This window comes from Bacillus sp. XB1 (genome assembly GCF_053557995.1).
The window spans coordinates 347146-373710 of record NZ_JBNRIL010000003.1 but is presented as its reverse complement, the minus strand read 5'-3'; the positions used below and the strand labels follow the sequence as shown (position 1 = coordinate 373710).

Below are 26565 nucleotides of genomic sequence, written 5' to 3'. Positions count from 1 at the left end.
CCAGGATCAAACTCTCCAATAAAGTTAGTTTGTCTAGCATCTAAAATAAAAATTGACGTTTCACGTTGTTTGTTTCGTTTAGTTTTCAAAGTTCAATATCGCGTTTCAGCGACTTTTATAATATATCATAGTATATTATTTTCGTCAACAAGTTTTTTCGATAAATTGTATCTCTCATTTGCTGACTCTGCCTATTATATAGGCTTTCTCTTCCCTATGCAAGTATTATTATAAAAAAATAAAGAGAGGGAAAATCCCCTCTCTTATTCTTCTGAAGAAACCTCTTCACTCGTTTCTTCCTCTTCATCTTTTTGTGCTTTTGCTACCGTCGCTACCTCTTGGTCTTCCTCTAATCGAATTAGACGAACACCTTGTGTATTACGTCCCATTTGAGAGATTTGATCAACTGGCATACGAATAATAACGCCTGCCGCTGTAATTAACATAATATCTTCTTCACCTGTAACAGATTTAACAGCTACTAATTTACCGTTCTTATCTGTAATGTTACAAGTTTTCAGACCTTTACCACCGCGGCTTTGCAGACGGTATTCATCAATCGGTGTACGCTTTCCGTAACCATTTTTCGTTACAATTAGAACATTTACATCCTCTTCGACAATTTCCATACCTACAACTTGGTCTTCATCGCCCAACGTAATAGCTTTAACACCTGCAGCATTACGTCCCATAGAACGAACATCTTGTTCATTGAAACGAATTAGCATACCGTTACTTGTCCCGACAATAATATCCTTATCACCCGATGTTAAACGTACAGATATTACCTCATCCTCTTCACGAAGAGAAATTGCAATTAAACCATTTGTACGTATATTTGCAAATGATGAAAGTGGCGTTCTCTTAGAAACCCCTTGTTTTGTCGTAAAGAATAAGAACTGATCGTCACCAAATTCGCGAATCGGAATAATAGCGTTAATCCACTCACCCTTATCTACCCCTAATAGGTTAATAATTGGTAGTCCTTTTGCAGTACGACTATACTCTGGAATTTCATATCCTTTCGTACGGTATACTTTACCCTTGTTTGTAAAGAATAAAATATGATCATGAGTAGACGTTGTTAATAAATGTTCAACAAAGTCATCATCATTCGTACCCATTCCTTGCACACCACGTCCCCCACGGTTCTGTGTTTTGTACGTAGAAGCTGGTAACCTCTTAATATAACCGTTATGAGTTAACGTAATCGCAATGTTTTGTTCAGGAATTAAATCTTCATCTTCAATAAATTCCATACCGCCAATTGTAATTTCTGTTCGTCTCTTATCATTGAAACGCTCTTTTACTTCTGTTAATTCTTCACGAATAATCTCAAGAACTTTTTCTTCATCTGCTAAAATCGCTTTTAATTCAGCAATTAACTTCATTAAGTCTTGATATTCTTGCTCAATTTTTTCACGTTCTAATCCAGTTAAGCGTTGCAGACGCATATCTAAAATTGCTTGCGCCTGTTTCTCACTTAAACCAAAACGTTCCATTAAGCCTTGCTTGGCAATATCTGCCGTTTTTGAACTACGAATTAACGTAATAACTTCATCAAGATGATCTAAAGCAATTCGTAATCCTTCTAAAATATGAGCACGTGCTTCTGCTTTTTCTAATTCATAAGCAGTACGTCTACGAATTACTACCTTCTGATGCTCTAAATAATGATATAGATTTTGTTTTAAATTTAGTACTTGTGGCTCCCCATTTACAAGAGACAACATATTAATACCGAAACTTGTTTGAAGCGCTGTATGTTTATATAGATTGTTTAATAGTACGTTTGCATTAGCATCACGACGTACTTCCATGACAATACGCATACCATTACGATCTGATTCATCACGTAAATCTGTAATACCTTCAATTTTCTTATCGCGAACTAATTCTGCGATTTTTTCAATTAATCGTGCCTTATTAACTTGATAAGGTAGTTCAGTTACGATAATAGATTGTTTACCGTTTGACTTCTCTTCAATTTCAACCTTAGCACGAAGCATAATGGAACCGCGACCTGTTTCATAAGCTCTTCGAATTCCACTTCTTCCTAAAATTAAACCTGCCGTCGGAAAGTCTGGACCGGGAATATATTCCATTAATTCTGCGATAGTAATATCAGGATTATGACTTAATGCCAGCACACCATCAATTACTTCGCCAAGCTGATGCGGCGGTATATTTGTTGCCATACCAACAGCAATACCTGTTGTACCGTTTACTAATAAATTAGGGAAACGCGCTGGTAGTACTATCGGTTCTCTTTCGGAACCATCATAGTTATCTTGATAATCAATTGTATTTTTTGAAATATCACGTATTAATTCCATAGAAATCTTAGACATTCTTGCCTCTGTATAACGCATTGCAGCTGCTGAATCTCCATCTACAGAACCGAAGTTACCATGCCCATCTACAAGCATATAACGTTGACTAAAATCTTGCGCCATACGTACCATTGTTTCATAAACGGCTGAATCACCATGAGGGTGATACTTACCGATTACTTCACCGACAATACGTGCTGATTTCTTATACGCTTTATCAGCTGTAATTCCTAAATCATTCATCGCATATAAAACCCTACGATGCACAGGTTTTAATCCATCACGAACATCTGGTAATGCACGAGATACGATAACACTCATTGCGTAATCTAAAAATGAGGTACGCATTTCATGACTAATATTAATTTCTCGAATTCGTGCTTGTTGTTGATTGTCTGACATCAACGAGCACCTCCTCTTACATTTCCGTTACACATACATTGATTTATATGTAGAAGACAGGAATACTTAGATTCCTGTCATTACTCATTTAAATATCAAGGTTCTTCACGTATTTTGCATTCTCTTGGATAAAGTTACGACGTGGCTCTACTTTATCTCCCATTAAAATTTCAAATGTTTCGTCTGCTTCAATTGCATCTTGAAGGGAAACTTGAAGTAATGAACGTACTTCTGGGTCCATTGTCGTCTCCCATAGCTGAGTTGGATTCATTTCCCCTAGACCTTTATAACGCTGAATCCCTGGCTTAGGTTGGGCCGGTAATTCTGCTAAGATTTTTTCAAGTTCCTTATCGTTGTAAGCATATTGAATTTTTTTACCTTGTTGTATTTTAAACAACGGCGGCTGTGCAATATAGATATAACCACACTCAATTATTTGACGCATATAACGATAGAAGAACGTTAATAATAGGGTACGAATATGTGCACCATCAACATCGGCATCGGTCATAATAATAACCTTATGATAGCGTGCTTTTTCAATATCGAAGTCTCCACCAATATTTGTACCAATCGCCGTAATAATTGTACGAACTTCATCATTTGATAAAATCTTATCTAAGCGTGCCTTTTCCACATTAATAATTTTACCCTTCAGCGGTAAAATTGCTTGGAAATGACGATCGCGTCCTTGTTTTGCAGATCCACCCGCAGAGTCACCCTCTACGATGTAAATTTCACTAATTGCTGGATCTTTCGAAGAGCAATCAGCTAATTTACCAGGTAAACTTGAAACTTCTAACGCACTCTTTCGACGTGTCAATTCACGCGCTTTTTTCGCAGCTACACGTGCACGTGCAGCCATCGTACCTTTTTCTACAATTTTTCGCGCTACATTAGGATTTTCTAGTAAGAACTTTTCAAACGCCTCTGAGAATACAGACTCTGTAATTGTTCTCGCTTCACTATTCCCAAGTTTTGTCTTCGTTTGTCCTTCAAATTGTGGATTTGGATGCTTGATTGATACAATTGCTGTTAAACCTTCACGAACATCCTCACCAGTTAAATTACTGTCCGCATCTTTTAAAATGCTATTTTTACGACCATAGTCGTTGATTACACGAGTTAAAGCTGTTTTAAAACCTACCTCATGTGTACCACCTTCATACGTATGGATGTTATTCGTAAATGAGTAAATATTATTTGTGTATCCCTCGTTATATTGAAGAGAAACCTCAACCTGAATACCATCTTTTGAACCTTCTACGTACACAGGCTCTTCATGAATCGGTTGTTTTGAGCGATTTAAATGCTCAACGTATGATTTAATTCCACCTTCGTAATGGAATTCTTTCTTTTGCTTATGTTCACGTTTATCTTCAATTGTTAATTTAATATTACGATTTAAAAACGCTAATTCACGCATACGAGTTGCTAGCGTATCAAAATCGTATACTGTTGTTTCTTGGAAAATTTCTGGATCTGGTTTAAATCGAGTTATTGTTCCTGTTTGATCTGTGTCACCAATGACTTTTAAATCCGCAACCGGAATACCTCTTTCGTATTTTTGGTAATGGATTTTACCTTCACGATGTACAAATACTTCTAATTCTGTTGATAGAGCATTTACAACCGATGCCCCAACACCATGTAAACCACCAGAAACTTTATAACCGCCACCGCCAAATTTACCACCGGCGTGGAGAACAGTCATAATAACTTCTACAGCTGGACGTCCCATTTTTTCTTGTATACCAACCGGAATACCACGCCCATTATCCGTTACACGAATACTATTATCTTCTTCGATACTAACATTAATTTCATCACAATAACCTGCAAGTGCTTCATCAATACTATTATCTACGATTTCCCACACAAGATGGTGAAGCCCTTTTCCACTTGTAGATCCAATATACATACCAGGGCGTTTCCGAACTGCCTCTAGTCCTTCAAGCACCTGTATCTGACTTTCATCATATGCATTTTCTTGCATTTGCTTTTGTTCCATTGACACAAAGATCACCTACTTTTCCATTTAAACAGGGGTTATTCCCTATCTATTTCACAATCTACAGTGCCGTTCGTTACATGAATTGTTTTCGCTTCTTTTAATGTTTCGTGTTCAATTCCGTCGACACTCGTCGTTGTAACAAATGTTTGCACTTTTCCTTGAATTGTATTTAAAAGATGTGATTGACGATAATCATCTAATTCTGATAAAACATCATCCAACAAAAGGATTGGATATTCTTTAACCTCTGAATAAATCAATTCAATTTCAGCTAATTTTAGGGATAGTGCGGTCGTTCGTTGTTGTCCTTGCGAACCAAAGACTTGAACATTTTTACTATTAACGAAGAATTGTAAATCGTCACGATGAGGACCAATTAAAGTCGTACCACGGAAAATTTCACGTTGTTTCACAGATTGAAAACTTTCATAGTATACTTCTTTTATTTTCGACAAATCCATTGATTCTGATACATCTACACTTGGTTTATAGACAATTTCTAACTCTTCTAATCCACGGCTTATACCTCGATGAATTGGAGCTGCCCATTCCTGTAGCAAATGCAAAAATTCAAAACGTTTTTGCAGTATTTTCGCACCATGCTCAATTAGTTGAAGTGTAAATACATCCAACATCGTTTCCTCATTCTTACTATTCCCTTGCATTTTTTTCAACAAGTGATTTCGTTGCGTGAGCACCTTTTGATATTGACTTAATTCATACAAATATACAGGAGCTATTTGTCCTAATTCCATATCTAAAAAGCGTCTTCTTACTTGAGGGCTTCCTTTTACAAGATTTAAATCTTCTGGGGCAAACATGACAACGTTCATCACGCCAATATATTGACTTAACTTTTGTTGTTCAAGTTGATTTAATTTTGCCTTTTTACCTTTTTTCGAAATATTTAATTCCAAAGACAAAGAACTGTTTCTTTTTTGTAATTTCCCCTTTATTTGACCAAAATCTTCATCCCAGCGGATAAGTTCGCGATCATTAGAGGTTCTATGAGATTTCGCCATCGCTAAAACATAAATAGCTTCCATCAAATTTGTTTTCCCTTGTGCATTTTCGCCGATAATTACATTTACCTTATCTTCAAAGGAAAGCTCTAATTTTTCATAATTGCGATAGTTTTTTAATTGTATTTCTGAAATAAACAAAGGGCTCCCCCTTTATGCCTGAACTTGGAAAGTTCCGCTTCCTGGAATTTCAATAACATCATTCGCATATAGTTTGCGACCTCTTCTATTTTCAAGTTCGTTGTTCACGTACACTTCATATTCTTGTAAAAACCATTTTACAGCGCCACCTGTATCAATTACATCAGCTAACTTTAAAAATTGTCCTAGTGTAATATACTCTGTTGAAATTTTAATACGTTTCATAAAATCGCTCACTTTCTGAAAGTGTTCATTCTTTCATTGTACTAAATAAACTAGCATTAGGAAAGTAATACCCAAAAATCAAATAAGGGCCACTAGCATCTTTAAACTAGCAACCCTTATTCCTTACCTAGTAAGTACGAACCGGTAAAATTAATTGAATAATTGAATCATCATTTACTGTACGAATTAAGAACGGTCTCATTGCCCCAGTAAAGCTAACTTTAATCTCTGTACTATCCAAAGCTTTTAATGCATCCATCATATATTTTGCACTAAAAGATATTTTTAACTCTTCTCCATCTACTTTTTCGCATTGTACTTCTTCGACAACTTTTCCGATTTCTGGTGAATTCGAAGAAATCTCTAGCATTTCTTGCTCTAAAGTTGATAATTTAACAACGTTATTGCGGCCATCTCTTGCTAATAGTGAAGCACGATCAATTGCTTGTAGGAATTCTTTTGTATTTACAAAAATATCCGTTTTACTCTCTGCTGGAATTAAACGTGTCGTATCAGGATAATTTCCTTCTAACAATCTTGAGAAGAATAATAAATGTTTTGTACGGAATAATACTTGATACTCCGTAATAACGATATCTACCATTTCTTCAGACTCATCTAAAATTTTACTTAATTCATTTAAGCTCTTACCTGGAATAACAACATTAGCTTGGAATTCATCTGCAATGTTATGTCCTTCAATTTTTGCTTTTCGAAGTGCCAGTCTATGACTATCTGTTGCAATACAAGTTAACTCGCTGTTATATACCTTCCAGTTTACACCTGTCAAGATCGGTCTTGTTTCAGAAGTAGAAACTGCAAATACAGTTTGTCTGATCATATGCTTAAGTAAATCTGTTGGTATCTTAAATACATGATGTTCTTCAATCTGTGGCAATAACGGATATTCTGCAGAATCTAAACCATTTAAGTTAAACTCTGATTTTCCAGATTTTATTTTTGTCATAAAATGATTTTCTACAGAAATTTCGACAGTGTCTTTAGGTAGTTTTTTTACAATCTCACTAAAATATTTTGCCTGTAAAACAATGCTTCCTGATTGAACAATTTTTACGATTTCTTTTCCATCTTCTTCGACTGGAATAAACGATTCAATAGAAATATCAGCATCGCTTCCTGTTAATGTAACCCCTTCTTCAGTAGCTACAACTTTAATTCCCGTAAGGATGGGGATTGTTGTACGAGAAGAAACTGCCTTCATTACATCTTGTACACCTCTTACAAGATAGTCTTTTTGTATTGTAAAACGCATAAAGAAAAACCTCCGGTAAGTATAAGATTTTATTTAATTAATAAAGATAAAAAAATAGTAGTAATAGTAATAGGGCTTGTGGATATGTGGATAACCCCTATAAAGGATGTAAAAACAGTCTATCTACATGTGGATAGACTGTGCGTAAAACAAGGTAAGTTATTCACACTATTCAGCTACTACTTTAAAATACCATTAATTTCTTCAACTTGCTTTTGTAATTGCGTATCGGTTTTTAGTAGTTTAGAGATTTTTTCATGGGCATGGATAACTGTTGTATGATCACGTCCACCAAATTCTTCACCTATTTTTGGTAAAGAGGAATCTGTAAGCTCGCGCGATAAATACATTGCAATTTGGCGAGGAAACGCAACTGATTTGGTACGTTTTTTCGCTTTAAAATCTTCTAATTTCACTTGATAAACATCCCCGACAGCTTTTTGAATATCATAAATAGAGATAATTTTTGGCTTAGAATTTGGAATAATATCTTTAAGTGCTTCAGCTGCTAAATCAGCATTAATATCTTTATTAATTAAAGATGAATAAGCTACAACTCGGATAAGTGCACCTTCTAATTCACGAATATTTGAATCAATTTGATTTGCGATATAAAGCATAACTTCATTTGGTATATCAAGCCCTTCAGCTTTTGCTTTTTTGCGTAAAATCGCAATTCGTGTCTCTAAATCTGGCGGCGTAATATCTGTAATAAGCCCCCATTCAAAGCGGGAACGAAGACGATCTTCTAAAGTCGGAATTTCTTTTGGTGGTCGATCACTAGAAATTACAATTTGTTTACTTTCTTCGTGTAATGCATTAAATGTATGGAAAAACTCTTCTTGAGTTTGTTCTTTTCCAGCAAGAAATTGAATATCATCTATCAATAAAACATCTACGTTGCGATATTTATTACGAAAATCAACAGCCTTATTATCACGAATAGAGTTAATAAATTCATTTGTAAATTTTTCTGATGATAAATATACAACTTTTGCATTTGGATTATGTTCAATTACATAATGACCAATTGCGTGCATTAAATGCGTCTTTCCAAGCCCAACTCCCCCGTAAATAAAGAGTGGGTTATACGCTTTAGCTGGCGCCTCGGCTACAGCTAATGAAGCTGCATGGGCAAAACGGTTACCAGAGCCGATAACAAATGTATCAAATGTATATTTTGGATTTAACATGCTCTGTGGTAAATGAGCTGAATCATCTTGTGCTGGATTCGGCTTAACTGGAGGCAGATCAATATCCTCTTCAGCTTGACTTTGGGGAATAATAAAGCGAATTGCTAATTTTGCCCCTGTTAAATCGTATAGTGTTTCTGAAATTAGTTCGGAGTAATGAGATTCTAGCCAGTCACGAGCAAATTCATTTGGAGCTGTAATCGTTAATACGTCTTTCTTCAAGTTATGAGCCGTTGTTGATTTTAACCATGTCTCATAACTAGGCTTGCTTACCTTTTTTTCTAATTCTTTTAAGGCACTATTCCATAAATCAGAGATATTTTCCAAAGGTGTCCCTCCTTTACTAAGATGGTAAAAGAATAAGGTTGCGCAACAAATGTACAACCCAATAAATATAAAATGTATATTTATACGAAACGTATTTTAAAACCTAAAAACGTCGTTTGTATATGAGATAGGGTTTTCGACAAAAAAAGCAAATGTGGACAACTATTTACCCACATGTGATTAAAACTGTCCACATGTTATACACAAACTGTGGATAAAATAAAGGTGTGGAAAACTTATTCAAAGTGAAAACACAACTATAATATCAAAAAAAAGTGGCTATAGCAATGAATTTAAGAAAGTTATCCACAAAATCAATACCTTGTGGAATAAACTTGTCCACAACACGATATACTGTGTAAAAGTGCGAAAAAAGTTTGTGGATATAAAAAACGTGAAAAAACATTTATCCACAAGGAAATATAGGTGCTGTGTAAAAGTATGTGAATAGGTTCAAAATGAATATTTGATGAAAATTTCTAGAACCATTGACATTTTCCTAGTTGATTAACTATAATTTATAGGACTGTCTTTAACAGATATTCCTCAGGGAGGTGTCATATAATGAAAAGAACTTACCAACCAAATAAACGTAAGCGCAGCAAAGTACATGGTTTCCGCAGCCGTATGAGCACAGCGAACGGACGTAAAGTGCTAGCAGCTCGTCGTCGTAAAGGAAGAAAAGTATTATCTGCGTAGACCACTGATCGTTCAGTGGTCTTTTTTTCTAATAATAGTGAATTTCCGCTGATGAAATACAGGAGTGTCAATTGATATGAAGAAAAAACATCGTATAAAGAAGAATGATGAATTCCAGGCGGTTTTTCAAAAAGGAAAATCAAATGCGAATCGTCAGTTTGTTGTATACCAATTAGATAAAGAAGAACAGCCAAACTTTCGCATCGGCCTTTCTGTTAGCAAGAAAATTGGAAATGCAGTAGTTCGTAATCGAATTAAGCGCATGGTCCGTCAGGCTATTACAGAGTTAAAAGATGAGATAGATTCTGGGAAGGATTTTGTTATAATAGCAAGGAAGCCTTGTGCAGAGATGACATATGAAGAAGTAAAGAAAAGCTTAATTCATGTCTTTAAACGCTCTGGTATGAAAAGAATAAAAAGGTAGCGTAAGGAAATGAATTACACTATATACATACCGATACAAGGAGGAGTAGGCTTTGAAAAAGAAATTAGGTTTACTAGCCATGGTCGTTGCATTAATGGCGATTGCCACCGGTTGTAGTGAAACGGGTCAGCCGATTACATCGAAAAGTACTGGGATTTGGAATGAATATTTCGTATATCCGCTTTCTCAGTTAATCACGTATTTTGCCGACTTATTTAACAGTAATTACGGTTTAGCAATTGTTATTACAACTCTTATCATTCGTTTTGCATTATTACCACTAATGATTAAACAAACGAAGAGTACGAAAGCGATGCAAGCGTTACAACCGGAAATGGTGAAGTTAAAAGAGAAATATAGCTCTAAAGATCAAGCGACACAGCAAAAACTGCAGCAAGAAATGATGCAGTTATATCAAAAAAATGGTGTAAATCCATTAGCTGGTTGTTTACCAATCTTTATTCAAATGCCAATTCTGTTCGCTTTTTATCATGCAATTATGAGAACAGCTGAAATTAAACAACATAGTTTCTTATGGTTCGATTTAGGACATGCAGACCCGTTCTATATCTTACCGGTCGTTGCAGCAATTACGACATTTATTCAGCAAAAGCTTGCAATGGCAGGAACAGCTGGTCAAAATCCGCAAATGGCAATGATGCTTTGGCTTATGCCGATTATGATTTTAATCTTTGCAATTAACTTCCCAGCCGCATTATCACTTTACTGGGTTGTTGGTAATATCTTTGGTATTGCTCAAATGTACTTTATCAAAGGGCCAGAAATTAAGGCTAGCAAAGCTGGAGGCTCAAGCAAGTGAGTGTAATTACTGCTAAAGGACAAACAGTCGAGCTGGCAGTAGAGGATGCTTTAAGGCAATTAAATACATCAAAAGATCGAGTAGATATAAATATTGTCGATGAGGGTAAAAGAGGATTCTTAGGTTTATTTGGGAATCGTCCTGCAGTAGTAGAAGTTGTATTGAAGAAAGATCCAATTCAAGAATGTGAAGAATATTTAAGAAATGTTATTCACGATATGGGTGTGGAAGTTGAGATTAGTAAAATTGTAAAAGGACGCGAAATTGAATTTACAATTTCTGGTGATAATGTAGGTGTTTTAATTGGAAAAAGAGGTAATACATTGAACTATTTACAGTATTTAACAAAACTTGTCGCGAATCGTAACACGAAGCAGTATATCGGTATTACACTAGATGCTGAAAATTATCGTAGTAAAAGAAAAAGTACGTTAGAATCACTTTCTTATCGATTAGCGAAACAAGTATTTAATACGAAAAAAAGAGTTATTTTAGAACCGATGCCATCTTTTGAACGAAAGATTATTCATCAGGCATTATCAAATCATCAAGGTATCAATACAACTTCTGAAGGAAATGAACCACATCGGCATGTTGTAATATCTCCTAAATGACCGGTTGCTCAAATGAGTGCCGGTTTTTTTGAGCGGAAAATAGATGTGGATAACTAAAAAACACTAAACTTATCCACTGTGAATAAGTTTAGTGTTTTTTACATGGGGATATAATAAAATGAGTTATTCTTCTTTTGTAGATAGGTTCGTTATGGTATCCTAATAATTTAGTGAAAGAAATAATCATGTTGAAATAGAGATAAATAAGCAAGTGAGGTGAAAGGACATGGAATTTGATACAATTGCTGCGATTTCCACAGCGCTTGGAGAGGGTGCAATTGCCATTGTTCGAGTAAGTGGGGATGATGCGGTTGAGAAAGTTAATCGTATTTTTAAGGGGAAGGATTTAACAGAGGTTCCTTCTCACACTATTCATTATGGTCATATTGTTGATTTAGATACAAATCAAGTTATTGAAGAAGTTATGGTGTCTATTATGCGCGCACCAAGGACTTTTACACGTGAAAATATAGTGGAAATTAACTGTCACGGTGGACTTGTTTCAGTAAATAAAGTATTGCAACTTATTCTAGCACAAGGAGTACGATTGGCAGAACCGGGCGAATTTACAAAACGTGCTTTTTTAAATGGACGTATCGATTTATCACAAGCAGAAGCTGTTATGGATTTGATTCGAGCAAAAACAGATCGTGCGATGAATGTAGCAATTAATCAAATGGAAGGGCGATTATCTAAATTAATTGGTCTTTTGCGTCAAGAAATATTAGAAACATTAGCTCATGTTGAGGTAAATATAGATTATCCAGAATACGATGATGTAGAAGAGATGACACATAATATTTTAATTGAGAAAGCGACGCATGTTCGTTCGGAAATCGAAAAAATATTAGAAACATCAAAACAAGGGAAAATTTTACGTGAAGGTATTGCTACGGCAATTATCGGTAGACCTAACGTTGGGAAATCATCGTTATTAAATAGTCTTGTTCAGGAGAAAAAGGCAATTGTAACTGATATTGCAGGAACAACTCGTGATGTTATTGAAGAGTACGTTAACGTGCGTGGTGTACCTCTTAAACTTATAGATACAGCCGGTATTCGGGAGACAGAAGATGTTGTTGAACGAATTGGTGTGGAACGTTCAAAAGAAATGATGAGCCAAGCGGATTTAGTATTAGTTGTTGTAAACTATAGCGAGGCTTTAACAAATGAGGATGAAGATCTATTCCGTGCGGTACAAGGAAAAGAATTTATTGTTATTGTGAATAAGACTGATTTACCGCAAGCGATTGATATGGAACGTGTTACAGAGTTAGCCGCGGGAAATCGTGTTATTACAACATCCTTAATTGAAGAACAAGGAATAGATGAACTCGAAAAGGCAATAGCTGATTTATTCTTTGAAGGAACAATCGATTCTGCAGATATGACATATGTTTCTAATGCGAGACATATTGGATTATTAACACAAGCAGGAAAAACAATCGGTGATGCAGTTGAGGCGATTGAAAATGGTGTACCAATTGATATGGTACAAATTGATTTAACAAGAACGTGGGAAATACTTGGTGAAATTACTGGGGACACAGTGCATGAAAGCTTAATTGACCAGTTGTTCTCTCAATTTTGTTTAGGAAAATAATATAGTGAAGTTGTAGAAAGATAGAGATTATTAGGAGGAATAAACAATGGGATACAATGCCGGTTCATACGATGTCATAGTAATCGGTGCAGGTCATGCAGGATGTGAAGCTGGTCTTGCGGCAGCACGAATGGGCTCAAAAACATTAATGTTAACAATTAACTTGGATATGGTAGCATTCATGCCATGTAACCCTTCTGTTGGTGGACCAGCAAAAGGGATTGTTGTTCGTGAAATTGATGCATTAGGCGGAGAAATGGGACGTAATATTGATAAAACTCATATTCAAATGCGTATGCTAAATACAGGTAAGGGACCAGCCGTACGTGCACTTCGAGCGCAAGCTGATAAATTCTCTTACCAACATGAATTAAAGAAAACAATTGAAGAAACACCAAACTTAACGTTGTTCCAAGGAATGGTAGAGCGTTTAATCGTTGAAGAAGGTGTATGTAAAGGGGTAGTTACACAAGCTGGTGCAGAATATACAGCAAAGACAGTTGTAATTACAACTGGAACATTTTTACGCGGCGAGATTATCATGGGCGACTTAAAATATTCAAGTGGTCCAAATAATCAGCAACCGTCTATTACATTATCTGAGCATTTAGAGGAGCTTGGATTTGATCTTGTGAGATTTAAAACAGGGACACCTCCTCGTGTAAACAGTAATACAATTGACTACAGTAAAACAGAAATTCAACCAGGTGATGATAAGCCACGTGCATTCTCTTTTGAAACAACGAAATTTATTATGGATCAAATTCCATGTTGGTTGACATATACAAGTACAGAAACACACCGTTTAATAGATGAAAATTTACATCGTTCAGCTATGTATTCTGGTATGATTAAAGGAACAGGTCCTAGATACTGTCCTTCTATTGAAGACAAAGTAGTAAGATTTAATGATAAACCACGTCATCAAATTTTCTTAGAGCCAGAAGGGCGTAATACACAAGAAGTATATGTACAAGGTTTATCCACAAGCTTGCCAGAAGATGTACAACGTGACATGCTTAGAACAATTCCAGGCCTAGAAAATGTTGAAATGATGCGTACAGGTTATGCAATTGAATATGATGCAATTGTGCCAACACAACTATGGCCAACACTTGAAACGAAAAAGATTAAAAATTTATATACAGCAGGACAAATTAATGGAACTTCTGGTTACGAAGAGGCGGCCGGACAAGGGCTTATGGCTGGAATTAATGCAGCATGCCGTTCTTTAGGTAAAGAAGAAGTTGTTTTAGGTCGCGAGGATGCTTATATTGGCGTCTTAATTGATGATCTTGTAACGAAAGGTACAAATGAACCATATCGTTTATTAACGTCTCGTGCAGAATACCGTCTATTATTACGCCACGATAATGCTGATCTTCGTTTAACTGAAGTTGGTCGTAAAATTGGATTAATTAAAGAAGAGCGCTATGAGCGATTTACAAATAAAAAATTACAAATTGAACAGGAAAAGGAACGTTTAAGCAGCATTATTATTAAACCACGCCCTGAAGTTCAAGAATTAATTCGCAATATTGGCGGAAGTGAATTGAAAGATGGAATACGTGCAAGTGACTTATTACGTCGTCCAGAGATGACATATGAGCATATTCATCTTTTAGTACCAAGTGAAGTAGAATTAAGTGATGAAGTTAAAGAACAAGTTGAAATTCAGATTAAGTATGAAGGATATATTGAAAAATCTTTACAGCAAGTAGAGCGTATGAAGAAAATGGAGAATAAAAAAATCCCTGTAGATATTGATTATGATGCGATTTCTAGCATTGCTTCAGAAGCTAGACAGAAATTGAAAGATGTTCGTCCACTTTCAATGGGGCAGGCTTCACGTATTTCTGGCGTAAATCCAGCGGATATTTCCATTTTACTTGTGTATATAGAACAAGGAAAAATTGCACGCGTATCGAACCAATAAATAGTAAGGAGATATTGCTAGATGAACATAGAACAATTTCAATCTATGCTAGAAGAGAAGGGAATCACCCTCTCTTCTAGACAGTTAGAGCAGTTCAAAATCTACTTTGAAACATTAGTAGAGTGGAATGAAAAAATGAACTTAACGGCTATTACAGAAAAAGAAGAAGTATATTTAAAACACTTTTTTGATTCCATTACAGCTGCTTTTTATTATGATTTTTCAAAACCATTCTCAATTTGCGATGTTGGTGCAGGGGCTGGATTCCCAAGTATTCCTTTAAAAATTTGTTTCCCGCATTTAAAAGTAACAATTGTAGATTCGTTGCAAAAACGTATTAATTTCTTAAATCACTTAGCACAAAAGTTAGAATTAAGTGATGTTGCATTTTGTCACGATCGTGCTGAAACGTTTGGGAAAAAAGAAGGTGTACGTGAATCATACGATATTGTAATGGCACGTGCAGTTGCGCGTCTTTCTGTATTAAGTGAGCTATGTTTACCGCTTGTAAAAGTTGGAGGAACATTCATTGCAATGAAAGGTGCAGCAGCAAACGAAGAAATTGAAAATGGCAAGTATGCTTTAGAGGTGCTAGGCGGAGAGTTAAAAGAGATGTCTACGTTCCAATTACCGTTTGAAGAGAGTGAACGTAATATTTTATTAATCGAGAAAAAGCGCAAGACACCAAAGAAATATCCACGCAAACCGGGAACACCCAATAAATTACCTATTGAAAAATAAATCTTATTAGACGTAAGATTAAATTATATAAATGAAAACGTAAATGTTTCATAGGAAACATTTTATGGAGAATAGTCAATAGGCCTAAAAGGTGGTGGAATATGTATGAAAAATACGTTTTCTCGTTTATTTGGCTTTGGAGATAAAGAGAGCGAATTCGAATTACAAGACGAAAGCCATGAAGAGATAGATAAAAAGGTATATGAAGAAATACAAGAAATTCCGATAGTAAATATTACCCCTAACCGTTATCAACCAAGAACAGTTTTTGATGATGCGCGTATTGATGAGCTAGCATTAACAATTCGTACACATGGACTTATTCAGCCGATTGTTGTAAGGCAATATGAGGATGATAAGTACGAGATTATTGCTGGAGAAAGACGTTTTCGCGCGGCAACAAAGTTAGGTTGGGAAAAGGTTCCTGCAATTATAAAGAACTTAAATGATACAGAGACAGCTTCTGTAGCTTTAATTGAAAACTTGCAACGTGAGGAACTAACGGCAATCGAGGAAGCTGTGGCATATCAAAAGCTGATTGAGTTACATAATTTAACACAAGAAGCATTGGCACAACGACTTGGAAAAGGACAATCTACAATCGCAAATAAGTTGCGATTGTTAAAGTTGCCTGAAGAAATAAAAAGTGCATTATTAGAAAAAAGCATTACAGAACGTCATGCCCGCGCTCTCATTCCTTTAAAAAATGAGGAATTACAACTGAAAGTTTTACAGGAAATTGTGGAGAAACAACTAAATGTAAAGCAAACAGAAGAACGAATTGCGAAGTTACTAGAGGAAGCGAAACCGAAGCGTAAGGCAAAGCAAAAAGCAGTAAGTCGAGATACGAGGATTGCTATGAATACAATTAGACAATCTTTACAAATGGTTACTGAAAGTGGTTTGAATGTTAATTCTGAGGAAGAAGAATTTGATGAGTACTATCAAATTACAATTAAAATTCCAAAGAAAAAATAATAATGACGTGCTAGAGACCTTATCCTATTGGAGAGGTCTCTTTTACTATATTTTCTTGTTAAATGAAGAAGGAGTTTAGAAATAAATTTTGAAGTTTAATAAAGGACGTAAAAGAAAAAGTTTTATTTCATGTTACAATAAACGTAATTGTTACTAGAATAAGATAGAAAGGTTGAAAGTAGGTGACATCATGGGAAAAATCATTGCTATTGCTAATCAAAAAGGCGGTGTTGGAAAAACAACAACATCTGTTAATTTAGGGGCTGGATTGGCGCAAGTAGGTAAAAAAGTCCTTCTTGTAGATATTGATGCTCAAGGAAATGCAACGACTGGTGTGGGAATTGAAAAATCTGAATTAGATCAATGTATTTACAACGTTCTTGTGGAAGATGCAGATGTTCAAGGGGTTATACAGAAAACCGCAACTGAAAACTTAGATGTTCTACCCGCTACAATTCAATTAGCTGGTGCTGAAATTGAATTGGTACCGACTATTTCCCGGGAAGTACGTTTGCAAAGAGCATTACAGCCAGTTCGTGATAAATATGACTATATTATTATCGACTGTCCCCCATCTTTAGGGTTATTAACGATTAATGCATTAACAGCAGCGGATTCTGTTATTATTCCTGTACAGTGTGAATATTACGCACTAGAAGGGTTAAGTCAGCTATTAAATACAGTTCGACTTGTACAAAAACATTTAAATAAAAATTTAGCAATTCAAGGTGTATTGTTAACAATGTTGGATGCCCGTACAAATTTAGGAATCCAAGTTATAGATGAAGTGAAAAAGTATTTTAGGGATAAAGTATATCGCTCGATTATTCCGCGTAATGTACGCTTGAGCGAGGCTCCAAGTCATGGGAAACCTATTATGCAGTATGACGCTAAATCAAGAGGAGCAGAAGTATATATAGATTTAGCAGAGGAAGTGATTGCAGGTGGCTAAAGGATTAGGAAGAGGAATTAATGTGTTTTTTCCTGATTTAGATGTGAAAGAAGAGGAAACAATTCAGGAGATTCTTGTAACTGAATTAAGGCCGAATCCATATCAACCGCGTAAACACTTTAATAAAGAGGCGATTCAGGAATTAGCAATTTCGATTAAGGAACACGGTATTCTACAACCATTAATTGCTAGGAAGAGCATTAAAGGATATGAAATTGTTGCAGGTGAAAGACGATTTCGTGCTGCGAAAGAGGCTGGTTTAGAAAAAGTACCTGCGGTTGTAAGACAATTAAATGAACAGCAAATGATGGAATTTGCTTTGTTAGAAAACTTACAACGAGAAGATTTAAATCCTATGGAAGAGGCAATGGCATACCAGATGTTAATGAATGAGCTAAATGTAACGCAAGAACAATTAGCGAAACGTCTTGGTAAAAGCAGACCTTACATTGCAAATTATACTAGGTTATTAAGCCTACCTTCTTTCGTACAAGATATGATTGCAAATGGTCAACTTTCAATGGCTCATGGGAGAACTTTACTTACGATAAAAGATGAAGAACAATTGAAGTCCTTATTGAAACGCATTGAAAAAGAAGGATTAAATGTTCGTCAATTAGAGAAAATCGTCCAAGAGATTAATCAACACGTTTCACGTGAAACAAAAAAAGTGAAAAAAGAGCGAAATATATTTTTCGTAGAACGTGAAACGTTCTTAAGAGAAAAGTTTGGCACAGATGTGAAAATTAAAGAGACGAAAAAAGAAAAAGGTAAAATCGAAATTGAATTTTTTAATAAAGAAGATTTAAATCGTATTTTAGAACTATTAGCACAGAAAAATTAAAAAGCAAACCATCTTATTATTTATAGATGGTTTGCTTTTTTTAATGCGGATAATTTTTGATCCGTCTCTTTTATACTTTGTGCGATTACATCAGCCATTTTCATGACTAAACTTAATCTTGTATTTTGAAGAACGAAAAACTCCATAAACCCATTTAGATTGACGATACCGTGTATGTGCAAATCACCAACTGCAGGTAATTTCTTATTCATAGCAGCTCCAGGTTTACTAGGTCCCTTTCCAGTAGTGATCGATCCGATATTTTGGGACTTTCCTAAACATGCATCAACAGCAATTATAAATGCAGTAGGATATTCTTTCTGTATATTCTGAATTTTCTCTTCTAAATTTAGCGCATGTACTGGCTCATCTAGTGTACCGAATACTTGGAGGTTTTGGATGTCTATTTGTTCAAGTTTTGTACCAACTAATGGGCCGAGTGCGTCACCTGTAGAGCGATCTGTGCCGATACAAACGAGAATGAGTGGTATATTAGTTTTAATAGGAATATGGGTAAGTAAGAAATTACTGATTATCTCGGAGGCTTCTAGATCTTGGTGCATAACGTTTTGAGTTTCTTTCTCAAAAAATGGTAAGCGAAAACTTCCAATATTCATGAAGCACCCATCCTTTTAATAAATTTTCAATATATGTTATATGGTGAGGAAAATGGAAAGTTATAAGTGCATAATTTTTGCAAAATGTGAATGAAAACGGAAATAATAGTACTAGTATATATATATTCGTTCCATTTTATACCTGGATGTCGGGGATAAAATAGGATTAAAATCATAAAATTTTTTCAGCAATTAGGGGACTTCTGATACAATAATAAGGGTAACTAAAAAGAAATTTTAGCTAGAGAGGTAGAGGTACATGGATTTATTAGCGAAGTGGTTTAATTCTATGAAACAGTATTTATTAGATGCTGATCGTTGGGCTCATATTGGAGTTGCGACATTAAAAATATGTATTATTTTAACAATTGGTGCAGTTGTTGTGCGAATTGCAAGAGCGGTTGTACGAAATGCGTTTCGCATGGGAAGTCGTTCTCCAATTCAAATTTCAGAACGTCGTACAGTTACAGTAGCGAAATTACTTGAAAATATTGTAGCGTACGTTGTTATGTTCATTATGCTAATTGCTATTTTAGGTGTGTTTGATATTAATGCATCAGGTTTATTAGCGGGTGCTGGGGTAATTGGTTTAGCAGTCGGATTTGGTGCTCAAAGTTTAGTGAAAGATGTTATTACAGGTTTATTTATTTTGTTAGAAGATCAGTTTTCGGTTGGCGATTATGTTAAAATCGGTCAATTTGAAGGAGTCGTTTTAGAAATTGGACTTCGTACAACGAAAGTAAAGAGTTGGACAGGTGAAATTCATACTTTACCAAATGGAAGTATTGTTCAAGTTACTAACTACTCAGTTAGTAATAGTGTAGCGTTTGTTGATGTATCTATTTCATATGAGGCTGATATTGCGAAAGCAGAGCAAGTTATTGAAGATTTATTAGTAGAATTACCTTCAAAGTACGAAAAAATGGTAACAACACCTCAATTATTAGGTGTGCAAACATTAGCTGCATCAGAAGTTATATTACGTGTTATTGCTGAAGTAGAACCGATGCAACATGCAGTTATTGCAAGGGCACTTCGTAAAGAGATTAAAAATCGTCTTGATTTACATGGAATTGAAATTCCATATCCACGTATGGTTTTATATAATCGTGAAGAATTAGTTAGTGGAAAAGCAATTTAGTATGGAGAGGAGTTTGGAGAGTGGAGCAAAAGGAATATAACTTGTATGATGTTGTGGAAATGAAGAAAGCCCATCCATGTGGCGAGAATCGTTGGAAAATTATTCGTATGGGAATGGATATCCGCATTAAGTGCGAGGGGTGTGACCATTCAGTAATGATTCCTCGAAGAGAGTTTGATCGTAAGGTGAAAAAAATACTTGTGAAGCACGAAGAATAGAGGGAGAGTAACAGTTACAGTAGGTAACTGTTACTTTTTTTCGTTTGGCGGAAACTTGTCATTTTTTTCGTTACTATCTATAATGATGAAAGATTGAGACATAGGAGTGAAAAATATGGGATTAACGGCTGGGATTGTTGGATTACCTAACGTAGGGAAGTCCACTTTATTTAATGCAATTACACAAGCAGGAGCAGAATCTGCGAACTATCCATTCTGTACAATTGATCCAAACGTAGGGATTGTAGAAGTACCAGATGAGCGTTTAAATAAATTAACGGAATTAGTAGAACCGAAAAAGACTGTTCCGACTGTATTCGAGTTTACTGATATTGCAGGTATTGTAAAAGGTGCTAGTAAAGGTGAAGGTTTAGGAAATAAATTCTTATCTCACATTCGTCAAGTAGATGCAATTTGCCAAGTTGTTCGTTGTTTTGAAGACGAAAATATTACGCACGTTTCAGGGAAAGTAGATCCAATTGATGATATTGAAACAATCAATTTAGAGCTAATTTTAGCGGACTTAGAGTCTGTTGATAAGCGTATCGAGCGTGTTGCGAAATTAGCAAGACAAAAAGATAAAGAAGCGGTATATGAGCATGAAATTTTAGTTCGTTTAAAAGAAGCTTTTGAAGAGGGAAAACCGGCTCGTACTGTTGAATTTACAGAAGAGCAGATGAAGGTTGTTAAAGGCCTTCATTTACTTACAACAAAAGAAATGTTATACGTAGCGAATGTAAGTGAAGACGATGTTATCGATCCTTCGGAAAATAAATACGTACAAATGGTAAAAGAATTTGCAGCAAATGAAAATTCTCAAGTAATCGTTGTATGTGCAAAAATCGAATCAGAAATCGCTGAATTAGACGAAGAAGAGAAAAAAGTATTCCTTGAAGAATTAGGAATTGAAGAGTCTGGTTTAGATCAATTAATTCGTGCAGCATATGACCTATTAGGACTTGCTACTTACTTTACAGCTGGCGTTCAAGAAGTACGTGCTTGGACATTTAAACAAGGAATGAAGGCACCGCAATGTGCTGGTGTTATTCATACAGACTTTGAGCGTGGATTTATTCGTGCAGAAACAGTTTCTTACGATGACTTAATGACAAACGGTTCTATGACAGCTGCAAAAGAAGCTGGAAAAGTACGTTTAGAAGGAAAAGAATATATCGTAAAAGACGGAGATGTTATGCACTTCCGTTTTAACGTTTAATTTAATATTTCCTAGGAAAAATAAAGATATGAGCTTGGCAAATATATTATATGTTTGCCAAGTTTTTTATGTATTGGTGAGTTGATTCATATAACTTACTATGATATAATCTAAACTCGTGAGTAATTACTATAAATTAATTGCTCCTTGCCCATTACGGGCCGTTTAGACCAAAAGGAGGTGAAAGTGTAATGAGAAAGTACGAAATTATGTACATCATTCGTCCTGGCGTTGAAGAAGAAGCTCAAAAAGCTTTAGTTGAACGTTTTGCAGGTGTTTTAACAAACAATGGTGCAGAAATCATTAACACGAAAGAGTGGGGTAAGCGTCGTTTAGCTTACGAAATCAACGACTTACGTGAAGGTTTCTACATGATCTTAAACGTGAAATCTAACGCAGAAGCGATTAATGAATTCGACCGTTTAGCTAAGATCAACGAAGACATCCTTCGTCATATCGTTGTTAAAGAAGAAGAAAAATAATTGATATATAAGGGAGAGTGGTTCGATTGATGAATCGTGTTATCCTCGTTGGTCGTTTAACTAAGGACCCTGACTTACGTTACACGCCCAATGGTGTTGCAGTAGCTACTTTTACGTTAGCTGTGAATCGCGCATTTGCCAATCAACAAGGTGAGCGTGAAGCTGACTTTATTAATTGTGTAATATGGCGTAAACAAGCAGAAAACGTAGCAAATTATTTGAAAAAAGGTAGCTTAGCAGGCGTAGATGGACGTCTTCAAACTCGTAATTACGAGGGACAAGATGGTAAACGTGTATACGTAACAGAAGTTCTTGCGGAAAGCGTGCAATTTTTAGAGCCGCGTAATGGCGGTGGGGAGCAACGTGGTTCATTTAATCAGCAACCATCAGGAGCTGGTTTCGGTAACCAAGGCTCTAACCCATTTGGTCAATCTAGTAATTCAGGTAACCAAGGTAACTCTGGATTTACGAAGAATGACGATCCATTTTCAAATGTAGGTCAACCGATCGACATTTCCGACGACGATTTACCGTTCTAATACAGTAAATTTGTTAGTTTTAACAAAGAATGGAGGGAAATAGACATGGCAGGACGCAAAGGTGGACGTGCGAAACGTCGTAAGGTGTGTTTCTTCACAGCTAACGGCATCACTCGCATTGACTATAAAGATGTTGATTTATTAAAACGTTTCGTTTCTGAGCGTGGTAAAATTTTACCTCGTCGTGTAACAGGAACAAGCGCGAAATACCAACGCAAACTTACAGTTGCAATTAAACGTGCTCGTCAAATGGCACTTTTACCATATGTTGGTGAATAATAGCGTATGAAATGCACAGTAGAGTCGGACTCTACTGTGCATTTTGCTATGCTTTTCTTTTTTGAAAGAGAGGTTAAAATGTGAAACAAGCAAGATTTATTACTGAAGGTGCCGCGTTGTTGGCTATATATGCAATGTTATTGCTTATATCTATGTATGTTCCGATTTTGGGTACAGTTGTAACTTTTGCGTTGCCGTTACCATTTATACTATTAATGATAAGACATAAACTATCTAATGTGCTCGTGGTTTTTGTAGCGGCACTTTTTGTTACTGTTATTGTGAGTCAACCGATGAATTTAGTGAAGACAATTATGTTTGGATTGATAGGGATTGTTTTAGGATATATGTATAAAACAAGAAAAAAGCCAGTGGAAATCTTAATAGCTGGGACGCTTGCATACTTAATTGGTTTTGTACTTATTTATGTTGCGAGTATAAAGTTTTTCAACATAGATATAATGAAGCAAATGCAAAGTATATTTAGTGAAAGTATGGCGAAAAGCGAAAAGATAGTAAGTGCTACAGGTATGCCGATTAGTAAGGAACAAAAAGAGTTACTTGCACAAATGAACGATATATTACAATCGTTACTTCCGAGTATACTTGTGCTAGTTTCAGTATGTTTTTCTTGGATGACAGTGATAATATCAGATAGTGTTTTGAAAAAGTTAAAACATGACGTTATATCTTGGCCTAAATTTAAAGATATACAATTACCAAAGAGTATCATTTGGTATTACGTTATATTTATTTTGTTAGCAACTTTTATAAAAGTAGAACCAACATCATATTTACATATGGTATTTTCTAACCTAAATGTCATATTTGCACTATTGCTTGTACTGCAAGGTCTGACATTTATCGCCTTTTTAGCGTATAGAAAAGGTTTTACTAAAGGGGTTCCTATTATTAGTTTTATTGCATGCATGTTTATTCCGATGCTGTTTCCTCTTGTGACAATCTTAGGTATAATTGACTTAGGGATTTCATTGCGTTCTAAAATAGGGGGATAAAATAATATTCCTTATACTATTTTAATCTGTTTAACTAACTGGAAGGTGAGTTAGTTTTACTTTATAGGAGTTGTATACATGCCTGAATTTGATAAGAAACAGTGGTTTTTATATCCTGTTTATGTATTGGCATTTTTTGTGTTTGTGCTCATTTCAATTCTCTGTTATTTTCATTTAATTATGGGGATAGCTGCTTTTGTCATTTTTTGTATCGTATTCTTTATCGTTATACGATTTGAACTTAATTTTCAAAGGAATTTCGAAAAGCATACGACAGATATGATTACAAGAGTAAAGAAAGTAAGTAATGAAGCATTTAACCAAATGCCGATTGGTATTTTGTTATACAATAAGGATTATGGGATTGATTGGGCAAATCCTTATTTATCTTCATGTCTGGGACAGCATGCATTAGCTGGATGGCACCTTTACGATGTATCAGAAACATTACTTCTTTTCATTAAAGGAGAAACTTCTGATGATATAGTCTCTTTAAATAATCGAAAGTTTCGCGTTTTTGTAAGGAAAGAAGAAAAGTTAATTTATTTCTTTGATGTAACGGAACAAACAGAAATCGAAAAGATGTACGAGGATCAAAGGACTGTTTTGGCTGTCATCTATTTGGATAATTATGATGAAGTTACACAAGGATTAGATGATCAATTACGTACGAATATAACAAGTCTTGTGACATCGCGACTAAATGAATGGGCACTTAAGTATGGGGCGTATTTAAAACGTGCATCTTCAGAAAGATTCTTCGTTGTGCTAAATGAAAGTATTTTGACGCAGATGGAAAAAGGGAAATTTAGTATTTTAGATCAGGTGCGTGAAGAAACATCTAAAAGGAATATACCACTTACATTAAGTGTGGGTGTCGGATCAGGTGATTTACCTTTATCAGAGCTTGGAGCAATGGCTCAATCTGGTTTAGATCTTGCGCTTGGGCGTGGGGGAGACCAAGTAGCTATTAAACAAGCGACAGGTAAAGTTAAGTTCTATGGAGGTAAGACAAATCCGGTTGAAAAACGTACCCGTGTACGCGCTAGGGTCATTTCGCATGCGTTAAAGGATTTAGTATTAGAAAGTAGTAATGTCATTATTATGGGGCATAGGGCTCCCGATATGGACGCAATTGGTGCTGCGATTGGTATTTTAAAAGTGGCTCAATTAAATGAGCGTAAAGGATATATTGTGTTAGATGAAAATGATTCCGATAAAGGAATTAAGCGTTTGATGGACAAAGTGAAACAAAATGAGGAGTTATGGTCTCGTTTTATTACTCCAGAGCAAGCGATGGAATTTGCAAATGATGAGTCGTTACTTGTTGTTGTCGATACGCATAAACCTTCTATGGTGATGGAGCAAAAACTGTTACATAAAATTGAAAATGTAGTAGTTATTGATCATCATCGCCGTGGAGAAGATTTTATTGAAGACCCATTGCTAGTTTATATGGAACCATATGCTTCTTCAACAGCAGAATTGGTTACAGAATTACTTGAGTATCAACCTAAAAATTTAAAGATGACAATGTTAGAAGCGACGGCATTGTTAGCGGGTATTATTGTCGACACGAAAAGTTTCACATTCCGGACAGGGGCTCGTACATTTGATGCTGCTTCTTATTTACGCTCACATGGTGCAGATACTGTACTTGTACAAGAACTTTTAAAGGAAGATATGGATCAGTATTTACGGGTTGCAAAAGCTATAAAAAATGCGTACATTTATAAAAATGGAATTGCGATTGCTAAAGTTGATAGTGATGATTACTACGATCAAGTGCTTATTGCGCAATCGGCAGACACGTTATTAACGATGACAGGGATTATTGCATCATTTGTTGTTGCGAAACGTGGCGAGAACCTCATTGGAATTAGCAGCAGGTCTTTAGGTGAAGTGAATGTACAGCTAATTATGGAAAACTTAGGCGGTGGCGGGCATTTGACGAATGCAGCCACACAGATGAAAAATGTTACAGTAGATGAAGCTGAGGAGAAGCTTCGATTTGTTATTGATGACTATTTACAGGGAGGCACACAATCATGAAAGTAATTTTTCTAAAAGACGTAAAAGGTAAAGGTAAAAAAGGAGAAGTAAAAAACGTACCAGATGGCTATGCAAATAACTTCTTATTAAAACAAGGATTAGCTGCTGAAGCAACAAATAGCAGTATGAAAACTTTAGAAGCTCAAAAGCGTAAAGAAGAAAAAGATGCAGCAGCAGAGCTTGAAAATGCAAAAGAGTTAAAAGAGACTTTAGAGAAATTAACTGTAGAATTAAAGGCGAAATCTGGAGAAGGTGGCCGTTTATTTGGTTCTATCACAAGCAAACAAATCGTAGATGCAATGCAAAAATCACACAAGATTAAGCTTGATAAACGTAAATTTGAAATGGACGATGCAATCCGCGCGTTAGGTTATACAAACGTTACTGTGAAATTGCATCCACAAGTAACAGCAACAGTAAAAGTTCATGTTAGTGAACAATAAAAATAAATTAAGCAAGGAGGA

General features: G+C 35.5%; 26 protein-coding genes. 19 read left to right on the top strand and 7 right to left on the bottom strand.

From position 1 onward, the window contains the following. Positions 1–263: 263 nt before the first annotated feature. The 6 genes from gyrA to dnaA all read right to left on the bottom strand — a co-directional run bounded on the left by gyrA (position 264) and on the right by dnaA (position 8930). On the bottom strand, positions 264–2735 hold the full coding sequence (gyrA, locus tag ACK1U5_RS23035) for a DNA gyrase subunit A (protein ID WP_001282864.1): 2472 nt from the start codon (positions 2733–2735) through the stop codon (positions 264–266). Positions 2736–2823: 88 nt separating this feature from the next. Then, positions 2824–4746, bottom strand: coding sequence for a DNA topoisomerase (ATP-hydrolyzing) subunit B (gene gyrB / locus ACK1U5_RS23030; protein WP_000435982.1), 1923 nt, complete (start codon positions 4744–4746; stop codon positions 2824–2826). 38 nt (positions 4747–4784) lie between these two features. After that, the gene (recF, locus tag ACK1U5_RS23025) at positions 4785–5912 is read right to left on the bottom strand and encodes a DNA replication/repair protein RecF (RefSeq protein ID WP_000470745.1); all 1128 of its coding nucleotides are present in this window, start codon (positions 5910–5912) and stop codon (positions 4785–4787) included. 12 nt (positions 5913–5924) lie between these two features. Next, complete coding sequence (yaaA, locus tag ACK1U5_RS23020; RefSeq protein ID WP_000821364.1) at positions 5925–6137, bottom strand: S4 domain-containing protein YaaA; 213 nt, start codon at positions 6135–6137, stop codon at positions 5925–5927. Between the two features lie 127 nt (positions 6138–6264). After that, positions 6265–7410 (bottom strand): DNA polymerase III subunit beta, encoded by a 1146-nt coding sequence (dnaN, locus tag ACK1U5_RS23015; RefSeq protein WP_448814840.1) that lies wholly within the window; start codon positions 7408–7410, stop codon positions 6265–6267. A 179-nt stretch (positions 7411–7589) separates the two neighbouring features. Then, entirely contained in the window at positions 7590–8930 is a 1341-nt protein-coding gene (dnaA, locus tag ACK1U5_RS23010; RefSeq protein WP_000428017.1) for a chromosomal replication initiator protein DnaA, read from the bottom strand. 564 nt (positions 8931–9494) lie between these two features. Between dnaA and rpmH the strand changes: the two genes are divergently transcribed. The 10 genes from rpmH (at position 9495) to spo0J (ending at position 18541) form a co-directional block, all read left to right on the top strand. Beyond that, positions 9495–9629 carry a 50S ribosomal protein L34 gene (gene rpmH / locus ACK1U5_RS23005; RefSeq protein ID WP_000831901.1) on the top strand — a complete coding sequence of 45 codons (135 nt, stop codon included), beginning with the start codon at positions 9495–9497 and terminating at the stop codon, positions 9627–9629. Between the two features lie 76 nt (positions 9630–9705). Next, the gene (gene rnpA, locus ACK1U5_RS23000) at positions 9706–10053 is read left to right on the top strand and encodes a ribonuclease P protein component (RefSeq protein ID WP_000726622.1); all 348 of its coding nucleotides are present in this window, start codon (positions 9706–9708) and stop codon (positions 10051–10053) included. 52 nt (positions 10054–10105) lie between these two features. Continuing rightward, on the top strand, positions 10106–10873 hold the full coding sequence (gene spoIIIJ, locus ACK1U5_RS22995) for a YidC family membrane integrase SpoIIIJ (protein ID WP_000727737.1): 768 nt from the start codon (positions 10106–10108) through the stop codon (positions 10871–10873). Continuing rightward, complete coding sequence (jag, locus tag ACK1U5_RS22990; protein WP_098583653.1) at positions 10870–11487, top strand: RNA-binding cell elongation regulator Jag/EloR; 618 nt, start codon at positions 10870–10872, stop codon at positions 11485–11487. The genes spoIIIJ and jag overlap by 4 nt, the downstream gene beginning before the upstream one ends. Positions 11488–11713: 226 nt before the next feature. Continuing rightward, positions 11714–13090 carry a tRNA uridine-5-carboxymethylaminomethyl(34) synthesis GTPase MnmE gene (mnmE, locus tag ACK1U5_RS22985; protein ID WP_000393770.1) on the top strand — a complete coding sequence of 459 codons (1377 nt, stop codon included), beginning with the start codon at positions 11714–11716 and terminating at the stop codon, positions 13088–13090. Positions 13091–13136: 46 nt separating this feature from the next. Beyond that, a complete protein-coding gene (mnmG, locus tag ACK1U5_RS22980) occupies positions 13137–15026 on the top strand; it encodes a tRNA uridine-5-carboxymethylaminomethyl(34) synthesis enzyme MnmG (RefSeq protein ID WP_000541055.1) in 1890 nt (629 codons plus the stop codon). Positions 15027–15047: 21 nt separating this feature from the next. Further along, positions 15048–15767 carry a 16S rRNA (guanine(527)-N(7))-methyltransferase RsmG gene (gene rsmG, locus ACK1U5_RS22975; protein WP_001019628.1) on the top strand — a complete coding sequence of 240 codons (720 nt, stop codon included), beginning with the start codon at positions 15048–15050 and terminating at the stop codon, positions 15765–15767. A gap of 105 nt (positions 15768–15872) precedes the next feature. Then, complete coding sequence (gene noc / locus ACK1U5_RS22970) at positions 15873–16745, top strand: nucleoid occlusion protein (protein WP_000799016.1); 873 nt, start codon at positions 15873–15875, stop codon at positions 16743–16745. A 190-nt stretch (positions 16746–16935) separates the two neighbouring features. Beyond that, positions 16936–17697, top strand: a complete 762-nt coding sequence (gene soj / locus ACK1U5_RS22965) for a sporulation initiation inhibitor protein Soj (protein WP_000516115.1) — start codon at positions 16936–16938, stop codon at positions 17695–17697. Beyond that, positions 17690–18541 carry a stage 0 sporulation protein Spo0J gene (gene spo0J / locus ACK1U5_RS22960; RefSeq protein WP_001051829.1) on the top strand — a complete coding sequence of 284 codons (852 nt, stop codon included), beginning with the start codon at positions 17690–17692 and terminating at the stop codon, positions 18539–18541. Before soj ends, spo0J begins: the two co-directional genes overlap by 8 nt. 20 nt (positions 18542–18561) lie before the next feature. On the opposite strand, the gene yyaC is transcribed toward spo0J, so the two are convergent. Then, entirely contained in the window at positions 18562–19158 is a 597-nt protein-coding gene (gene yyaC / locus ACK1U5_RS22955) for a spore protease YyaC (RefSeq protein ID WP_001020715.1), read from the bottom strand. 259 nt (positions 19159–19417) lie between these two features. Between yyaC and ACK1U5_RS22950 the strand changes: the two genes are divergently transcribed. From ACK1U5_RS22950 to rplI, 9 genes are all read left to right on the top strand, one after another. Then, positions 19418–20299, top strand: a complete 882-nt coding sequence (locus tag ACK1U5_RS22950; RefSeq protein WP_000364815.1) for a mechanosensitive ion channel family protein — start codon at positions 19418–19420, stop codon at positions 20297–20299. Between the two features lie 20 nt (positions 20300–20319). Then, positions 20320–20517 carry a DUF951 domain-containing protein gene (locus tag ACK1U5_RS22945; protein WP_000435485.1) on the top strand — a complete coding sequence of 66 codons (198 nt, stop codon included), beginning with the start codon at positions 20320–20322 and terminating at the stop codon, positions 20515–20517. Positions 20518–20632: 115 nt separating this feature from the next. Continuing rightward, positions 20633–21733, top strand: coding sequence for a redox-regulated ATPase YchF (gene ychF, locus ACK1U5_RS22940; RefSeq protein ID WP_000524672.1), 1101 nt, complete (start codon positions 20633–20635; stop codon positions 21731–21733). Between the two features lie 191 nt (positions 21734–21924). Further along, positions 21925–22215 carry a 30S ribosomal protein S6 gene (rpsF, locus tag ACK1U5_RS22935; RefSeq protein ID WP_001233778.1) on the top strand — a complete coding sequence of 97 codons (291 nt, stop codon included), beginning with the start codon at positions 21925–21927 and terminating at the stop codon, positions 22213–22215. Between the two features lie 26 nt (positions 22216–22241). Next, positions 22242–22754: a single-stranded DNA-binding protein gene (gene ssb, locus ACK1U5_RS22930; protein WP_000981966.1), complete on the top strand. Its 513-nt coding sequence runs from the start codon at positions 22242–22244 to the stop codon at positions 22752–22754. Positions 22755–22799: 45 nt separating this feature from the next. Continuing rightward, positions 22800–23033 carry a 30S ribosomal protein S18 gene (gene rpsR, locus ACK1U5_RS22925; protein ID WP_000918873.1) on the top strand — a complete coding sequence of 78 codons (234 nt, stop codon included), beginning with the start codon at positions 22800–22802 and terminating at the stop codon, positions 23031–23033. 80 nt (positions 23034–23113) lie between these two features. Continuing rightward, on the top strand, positions 23114–24049 hold the full coding sequence (locus tag ACK1U5_RS22920) for a YybS family protein (protein WP_044585053.1): 936 nt from the start codon (positions 23114–23116) through the stop codon (positions 24047–24049). Positions 24050–24127: 78 nt separating this feature from the next. Then, entirely contained in the window at positions 24128–26101 is a 1974-nt protein-coding gene (locus ACK1U5_RS22915; RefSeq protein ID WP_001113788.1) for a DHH family phosphoesterase, read from the top strand. Next, a complete protein-coding gene (gene rplI, locus ACK1U5_RS22910) occupies positions 26098–26544 on the top strand; it encodes a 50S ribosomal protein L9 (protein WP_000864228.1) in 447 nt (148 codons plus the stop codon). Before ACK1U5_RS22915 ends, rplI begins: the two co-directional genes overlap by 4 nt. Positions 26545–26565: the final 21 nt, after the last annotated feature.